The 6385-nt window shown below is 43.4% G+C and carries 5 protein-coding genes and 1 pseudogene; 2 read left to right on the top strand and 4 right to left on the bottom strand.

Annotated elements, in window-relative coordinates; translation table 11 throughout:
* Nucleotides 1-143 (bottom strand): annotated as a pseudogene (locus ADG03_RS11810) (alpha/beta hydrolase); the annotation flags it as partial.
* Nucleotides 130-1422 (bottom strand): PTS transporter subunit EIIC, encoded by a 1293-nt coding sequence (locus ADG03_RS02375; RefSeq protein WP_049473151.1) that lies wholly within the window; start codon nt 1420-1422, stop codon nt 130-132. The pseudogene ADG03_RS11810 and the gene ADG03_RS02375, both read right to left, overlap by 14 nt.
* 319 nt (nt 1423-1741) lie before the next feature.
* Here ADG03_RS02375 and ADG03_RS02370 point away from each other — a divergent pair, with 319 nt between their 5' ends.
* Entirely contained in the window at nt 1742-3136 is a 1395-nt protein-coding gene (locus ADG03_RS02370) for an MFS transporter (protein ID WP_049473150.1), read from the top strand.
* Nucleotides 3137-3639: 503 nt separating this feature from the next.
* On the top strand, nt 3640-4335 hold the full coding sequence (locus ADG03_RS02365) for a VIT1/CCC1 transporter family protein (protein WP_049473149.1): 696 nt from the start codon (nt 3640-3642) through the stop codon (nt 4333-4335).
* A 29-nt stretch (nt 4336-4364) separates the two neighbouring features.
* On the opposite strand, the gene ADG03_RS02360 is transcribed toward ADG03_RS02365, so the two are convergent.
* Together ADG03_RS02360 and ADG03_RS02355 are read right to left on the bottom strand one after the other, a co-directional pair.
* Nucleotides 4365-4904 (bottom strand): NADPH-dependent FMN reductase, encoded by a 540-nt coding sequence (locus ADG03_RS02360; protein ID WP_049473148.1) that lies wholly within the window; start codon nt 4902-4904, stop codon nt 4365-4367.
* A 346-nt stretch (nt 4905-5250) separates the two neighbouring features.
* Nucleotides 5251-6273, bottom strand: a complete 1023-nt coding sequence (locus tag ADG03_RS02355; RefSeq protein ID WP_049473147.1) for an Rpn family recombination-promoting nuclease/putative transposase — start codon at nt 6271-6273, stop codon at nt 5251-5253.
* Nucleotides 6274-6385 lie beyond the last annotated feature (112 nt).

Genomic DNA, 6385 nt, shown 5'->3' with positions numbered 1-6385 from the left:
ATGATGGGAGACAGTTTGGAATTATAAAATTTCTCGATTTTTGAAACATTGGTCCGAGTCCAGCTATAAGAAGGAATGGCTAAAGCGATCAAGAAAAGACTGACCAAAGTAAGGACGATCGCTGTTTTTTTAGATGACTTCATCGCTTTCTCCTTTCACTTTTAAATCTTTTCGGATACGATTTCCCATGCGGACAAATGGTAGATAAAGGAGCACATCGACGGCAAAACAAAGAAGGCTTACAGCTAAGGCTCTCAGACTTCCTCCCGTTCCAATAAAAGCATAAAGAAGGCTAGGAGTCCCATCTGGCACCGGATAGACGGCTGCAGGCATCAGCTTGAAGCACAAAGCCACAGCTGCTACTCCCATATTCACCAAGGGGATCAATAAGAAGGGAATCACATATAGGAGGTTGAGAAGGACCGGTATCCCTACCATGAAAGACGCCCCGTTGTTAAAGAGACTTGGAAACAGACTGAGAAAACTGACTTTCTTGTCCTTTTGACTTCGTGAAACCAACAGGATCGCCACCAAAAGCGCTAGGACGGCTCCAATTCCAGCTACCAGACCAAAACTGCGGTACAAATTGGTCAAGGTATAGAGATGAGGAATGCCTGTCGTTGTATGATGCGTCACAGCGTAGGTAAGATTTTCCAAAGCAAAGTTATCATCCGCAATTGAGTTCAAGGCAAAGGATTGACTATTACCAAACCAAGCAGATAACCCACTAAATAGTCCCATGACAAAGGTGGACAGGAGATGATGACTGCTTTTAGTCAGAAAACTAAAGAATTGACCGATCATTTGAAAAATACGGTACTGATTGCCAATAAGGAGGAAAATATTCAGGCTAACCCCTAGAACCAAGGACAAGAAAATGGGACGCACAGTCTTGGGCTGATAGATAAAGTCTTTGTCCACAATCTGGTCGTCACTAGCCTTGGATAGTCGAAAGATCTGTCCGATTAGATAGCCTAAAACAATAGCTAAGAGGATATTAGTCGTCGCAGGTAAGTTAATTCGCGTCAGTTGCCCATCATTAAGTGGTCCCACCAACAATTCCTGAGACCCTACAATCAAGCTGACCAAAAGAGCAGTCACGCCGGCTGTCCCTGTACTTCTACCATAGTGCCCAGCTGTATATTTCCCAGCGAAGTAGGTTGCTAAAGGCCCTGCTAGACCTCCTAGAAAGTTGGAAAAATTAATAAGAACCTGGCTGATAGCTTGATCCCATGGCAACCAACTATCCATCGAAAAGAGCTGATGGATATAGCCTCGATCGGAAAAGACCGATAAGGCAATCACTCGAATGATTCCTGAAAATAAGAAAAAAGGAAATAAGGAAACCAGGGTTTTCTGGGATATTTGAATCAAACTTTTTTCTCGTAACCAGAAAAACTTCTGGACTAAATACTTGGTCATGGGGCCTCCTGTTCGAGTTGATTGACTTATTCACATTGTTTACTTTTCTATTATTATACCATACTGGCGAGCCTTTCCTTTCGTTTGGAAAGACGTCATCAGTTGAGAATGCTGTTAATATTTTCAAAACTTTTCAAAAACTCTTTGACAGGGGTCTTCATTTCCTCTATACTATTTGTTAGCTAACAAAACGACGGAGCAGGTTGCCGTAGGTCCCACTATGCTACCTGACGGAAAATCAGATCGTTACCATGGATTTTCATCCGATTTTATACCATAGTCCATGTCTTTAGGAAGATTTAGGAGGAATCAGACACCGATGTCACAAGAAAAAATTTCAGCCAAGGTCCTCTACGCTATTTTTGCAACAGGGATCCTTTCCTTTTGCGGGGTGGCTGGAGAAACTGCCATGAATATCACCTTCCCAATATTGATGAAGGAATTTGAAATCAATACCGCAACAGTCCAGTGGGTCACCACCATCTATCTTCTAGTGGTTGCCTGTGTAGTCCCCTTATCTGCCTACCTCAAGCGCTCTTTTAAAATGAAGTCCATCTTTTTAGTTGGAAATCTCCTATCTGTTTTAGGTGTTCTCATTGACTTCCTAGCTCCAAGTTTTGGCTTTGTGGTCCTGGGGCGATTAGTCCAAGGAATGGGGGTTGGTTTTGCCCTCCCTCTGATGTTTAATATCATTTTAGAGCAGGTCCCAAAACGCAAGATCGGTCTCATGATGGGAGTGGGGACCCTGATTACAGCCATTGCACCAGCCATTGGGCCTACTGTCGGTGGTCTCTTGACGGCTAACTTCGGTTGGCGGTCCATCTTTTTGGTTCAATTCCCGATCCTTCTAGCTTCTCTGGTTGCAGGACTTCGCTCCATTAAACAAATCAGTACAGTCAAGCGAGAAAGGCTTGATATCATGAGTCTTCTCGCCATTATTGCTTTATTTTTAGGCTTGATTCTAGGCATTCACGGACTCTCTGACCATGCTTTCTTTAGTTTTTCTGTCCTTGGTTGGCTGGTGATCGGATTCTTGGGACTGGTTCTCTTAGTCTGGCGGTCTAATCGCTTGGAGACTCCCATTATCAACCTTGCCATCTTAAAGAACCATCTCCTCACTGGCCATGTTCTTGCCTTTTTCACCTTCCAATTAGGTTCTCTGGCCATGAGTTTCCTCTTGCCCAATTATGTCCAATTGGTCAACCACTCGAGCACCACGCTTGCGGCCTTGATGCTGCTTCCAGGAGCCATCATTGGAGCAGGTTTTGCTCCTTTCTCCGGTCTCATTCTAGATAAGTTGGGCGCCCGTAAACCGATTCTCCTTGGAGCTACTTTCATCCTTCTGGCCCATTTCCACTTCACCCTTTTTGCCCTGAAGCTGACAAATGGCTTGATTCTTATCTTTTACATGATCTTTATGACTGGTATGGGACTGGCCTTTGGCAATATTATGACCAACGGACAAAAACAACTCTCTCTGGAAGAGCAACCCGATGCGAACGCGATCTTTAACACCCTGCAACAATTTGCAGGCGCTGTCGGAACAACCCTGGCTTCGCTGATCGTTGCCATGAGCCAAGCTAATCAAAAGATGGACTTCACCCAAGCCACTGCTAAAGGAAGTCGCAACGGTTTTATGGTCCTATTTGCCTTAGGCATCTTCCAACTCCTTCTCTTATTTTGGGTTGTTGGGAAAGAACAAGATACGAATTAATTTTTCTCATCAGAAAGGAGCTGGGAATAAACTGTCCAGCCTTCGATCTTTGATAGAAATAACTGTATGACGCAGTGGTTGATTGCTCAAAGCACTGCTTTGAGGTGGTAGATAGGACTTGCGAAGCAAGTTTCCTAAGTATTTGTTCGCTTGATTAAGCTCCAAAGAAGACCTAATCAACTTTGCGGGGGTGGGAAAATTGAAAAGGTTCGGGGAACCTTTTCAATTTTTTTATTTTACGGAGTTCTTTCCCACTCCCTTTTTATTATCCTTTTCTGACCCGTGTGACAATGCCATCAGGATCTTCAAAGGTAAGACCACTTCCGCTAAATAAACCTTGCTAGAATAGGCGTATGCCCTATTCTTTCTTTTTTGCTTGCAATGTCAAAGATTATAACTTAAATTTCATTAAATTGTCGAACTTTTATCATTTGAGTTAAAATCCTTGCTTTCTTTTTGTATTTTATTTATAATCATTCTAAATAAGACAAAGGAGATATTGTATGACTGAAATAAAACATGGAGTAGATGAATCATTTAACGACCGATTGAATATCTTGAGAGCTGCTGTTCTCGGGGCCAATGATGGAATCATTTCTATTGCTGGGGTGGTGATCGGGGTGGCCAGTGCCACACCAAACATCTGGATCATTTTCCTATCTGGCTTATCGGCGATTCTGGCAGGTGCCTTTTCGATGGCAGGCGGTGAGTATGTCTCTGTTTCCACACAAAAAGACACGGAAGAAGCCGCTGTGAACCGCGAACAAGCCTTGTTGGATCGCGATCCAAAGTTAGCAAGAGACTCTCTCTACAATGCTTATCTTCAAAATGGAGAATGCGAAACTTCCGCAAAGATTTTGACAGAACGGGCCTTTCTGAAATATCCCCTCAAAGCCCTGGTCGAAGAGAAATATGGTATCGAATACGAGGAGTTTACCAATCCTTGGCATGCTGCTGCATCTAGCTTCCTTGCTTTTTCTGTTGGTTCCCTTCCTCCAATGCTCTCGATCATTCTCTTTCCAACTGCCTATCGCATTCCGGTGACGGTCTTCGTTGTTGGATTATCTTTGATCTTCACTGGCTATACCAGTGCAAAACTGGGAAAAGCACCAACCAAGCCAGCCATGCTTCGCAATCTCATCATTGGCCTTCTCACCATGGGTGTGACTTACTTCTTCGGACAACTCTTTAGTATCTAAAAAGCTGAGACTTCTGTCTCAGCTTTTTCTTATGCTTCTAATAAGGCTTGTGCTTGTTTTTCCAGTCCTGCGACCGCTTCATCTGTCAAGATTAATTCACCTGTTCCCCAGGCTTCTGGGTTTACGGTTGTTCCAGTGAACTCTCCAACTACTTGAGTTCGAACGAATGGCAAGAGGGCTTGGTAAGCCGCAAACATTGGCTCGTGTCCTGCATTAGCGACTGAAGAGACGGTTACGATCTTGTCTTGGAGGGCAGATGGACCACGAGTTTCTGACAGGTCAAGGGCACGGCTAAGCCAGTCGATCAGGTTTTTCACTACACCTGGAATGGCAAAGTTGTAGACTGGTGAGAAGATCCAGATGGCATCCGCAGCAAGGACCGCATCACGCGCTGCTTGCACAGCTGGCAAGGTTGGCGTTTCCAAATCTTGGTTCATCATTGGGATGTCCTTGTAGTCCAAGTAAGTCACCGTCGCTTTTCCTTCAAGAAGGCTTTCTGCTTTCTGGGCCATTTGGTGGTTGAAAGATCCTTGACGAAGGGATCCGACAATAAATAAAATGTTTTTCATAGTTGTTTCCTCTTTCTGTTGTAAGATTTTTTGTTACAATAGCTATTATACACGATCATAATGTAATGTCAAGGATTACAACTCGGATATTTTAAACTTTTATTCCATTTCACCAAGGGAGGGCCAAGAGGAGTGAGAAAAAAAGGTTAGACAAAAGTGTCCAACCTTCAATAAATCATAACCGTATAAATCTGTAGAGGATCAACCTTCAATAAATCACAACCGTATAAATCTGTAGAGGATCAACATCCAATAAAAACGACCCCCAGACGATCTTTACAATCCATTTTAGAACTACTTTTTTATAAGCAAGGCAATTCTCAATCCCAAAATTCTGTTCGCGCTACTACGCCTCGTCAGACGAATCAGTAGCCAACATTTTTTTGATGGATTCGCAGGATAAATCTGTCATTTCAGCAATCATCTCGATACTCATCTCCTTCAAAGCCAGTTTCTGAATTAGAGACTGCTGACCAGCTTGAATCCCCAGTTCCATGCCTTCTTGTCTGCCTTGTTCCAATCCCTGTTCGATACCACGCTCGAGACCTTGTTCGAGACCTTGTTCAAGTCCTTGTTCAAGACCTTTTTCCAACCCTTTCTGAAAACCAGCTTCCAGTTGTTCTTTCCGAAAGGTATCCATGCTCATTTCCCAATTTTCTCTGATACGAATCCGTTCATCAATCATTTCTTTTTCCTCCCTTGTCCAATTTGATGGGATCAGGAGTGATTCTGCCTGCTCGATCACTTGATCTGGTTGATGACTGAATGGGCGATTGCCAAAAAATTCAAGCCATTGTCTCCAGTGAGCATTCAACTCCGTATCTCTACTTTCATTATACTTATCCAACTCTAAAAAGGCAACCTTTAACATATTATGAGCTACCCCATTCTTGCGAGAACTATAAAGAGGTGTCCCATCTACTGTATGGCGCATCTCATAGACATTGACGGGTGAATCTAAATGAGGAAAAATACTTCGCTCCAGGATAGCGATCCCATAGACCGGCTCCATCTCCTGGTACATAGAATGGGTTGCCCCTTTCTTTCGCTTGCGTTGGACATTTTCTACCAGTTGATTGGCTAAATAATAGTGGAAACGGTTCAAGAAGTACTCTTGCTTCAAAACTTGAATCTCAATGATCACTTCAAGCCCACTATCTAGCCTTGCTCTCACATCAACGGATGTTTCAAAAGGAAGATCTCCTAAAAACCCCTGCTCATGGATCTGGTCTCCTTCTAAAATCTCAACGGACTCTACTGGCAGATCCAATACTTCGCGGATGAATTTCGCTGTCACATCCGGCAGACTAAAAATCTTTTTTGCCATCAAATCCAAGGTGGGCGATACATACTCATGTCGTTTTTTCATAGCAACCTCCAATGATTTCGTGTAGGGAATCCCCTCACTTATACCATTCGAAAAAATTGCAGAAAAAGAGGCTGGGACAAAAGTCCTAGCCTCTCAATTATTTTTGGATTGT

The organism is Streptococcus parasanguinis (genome assembly GCF_001069785.1).
Lineage (GTDB): Bacteria > Bacillota > Bacilli > Lactobacillales > Streptococcaceae > Streptococcus > Streptococcus parasanguinis_T.
This window is presented reverse-complemented; position numbering and strand designations above follow the sequence as displayed.

Bases quoted from the DNA above. Each gene is read 5' to 3' on its own strand.
- ADG03_RS02375 (WP_049473151.1), bottom strand. From the start codon at position 1,422: ATGACCAAGTATTTAGTCCAGAAGTTTTTCTGGTTACGAGAAAAAAGT.
- ADG03_RS02365 (WP_049473149.1), top strand. From the start codon at position 3,640: ATGACTGAAATAAAACATGGAGTAGATGAATCATTTAACGACCGATTG.
- ADG03_RS02360 (WP_049473148.1), bottom strand. From the start codon at position 4,904: ATGAAAAACATTTTATTTATTGTCGGATCCCTTCGTCAAGGATCTTTC.
- ADG03_RS02370 (WP_049473150.1), top strand. From the start codon at position 1,742: ATGTCACAAGAAAAAATTTCAGCCAAGGTCCTCTACGCTATTTTTGCA.
- ADG03_RS02355 (WP_049473147.1), bottom strand. From the start codon at position 6,273: ATGAAAAAACGACATGAGTATGTATCGCCCACCTTGGATTTGATGGCA.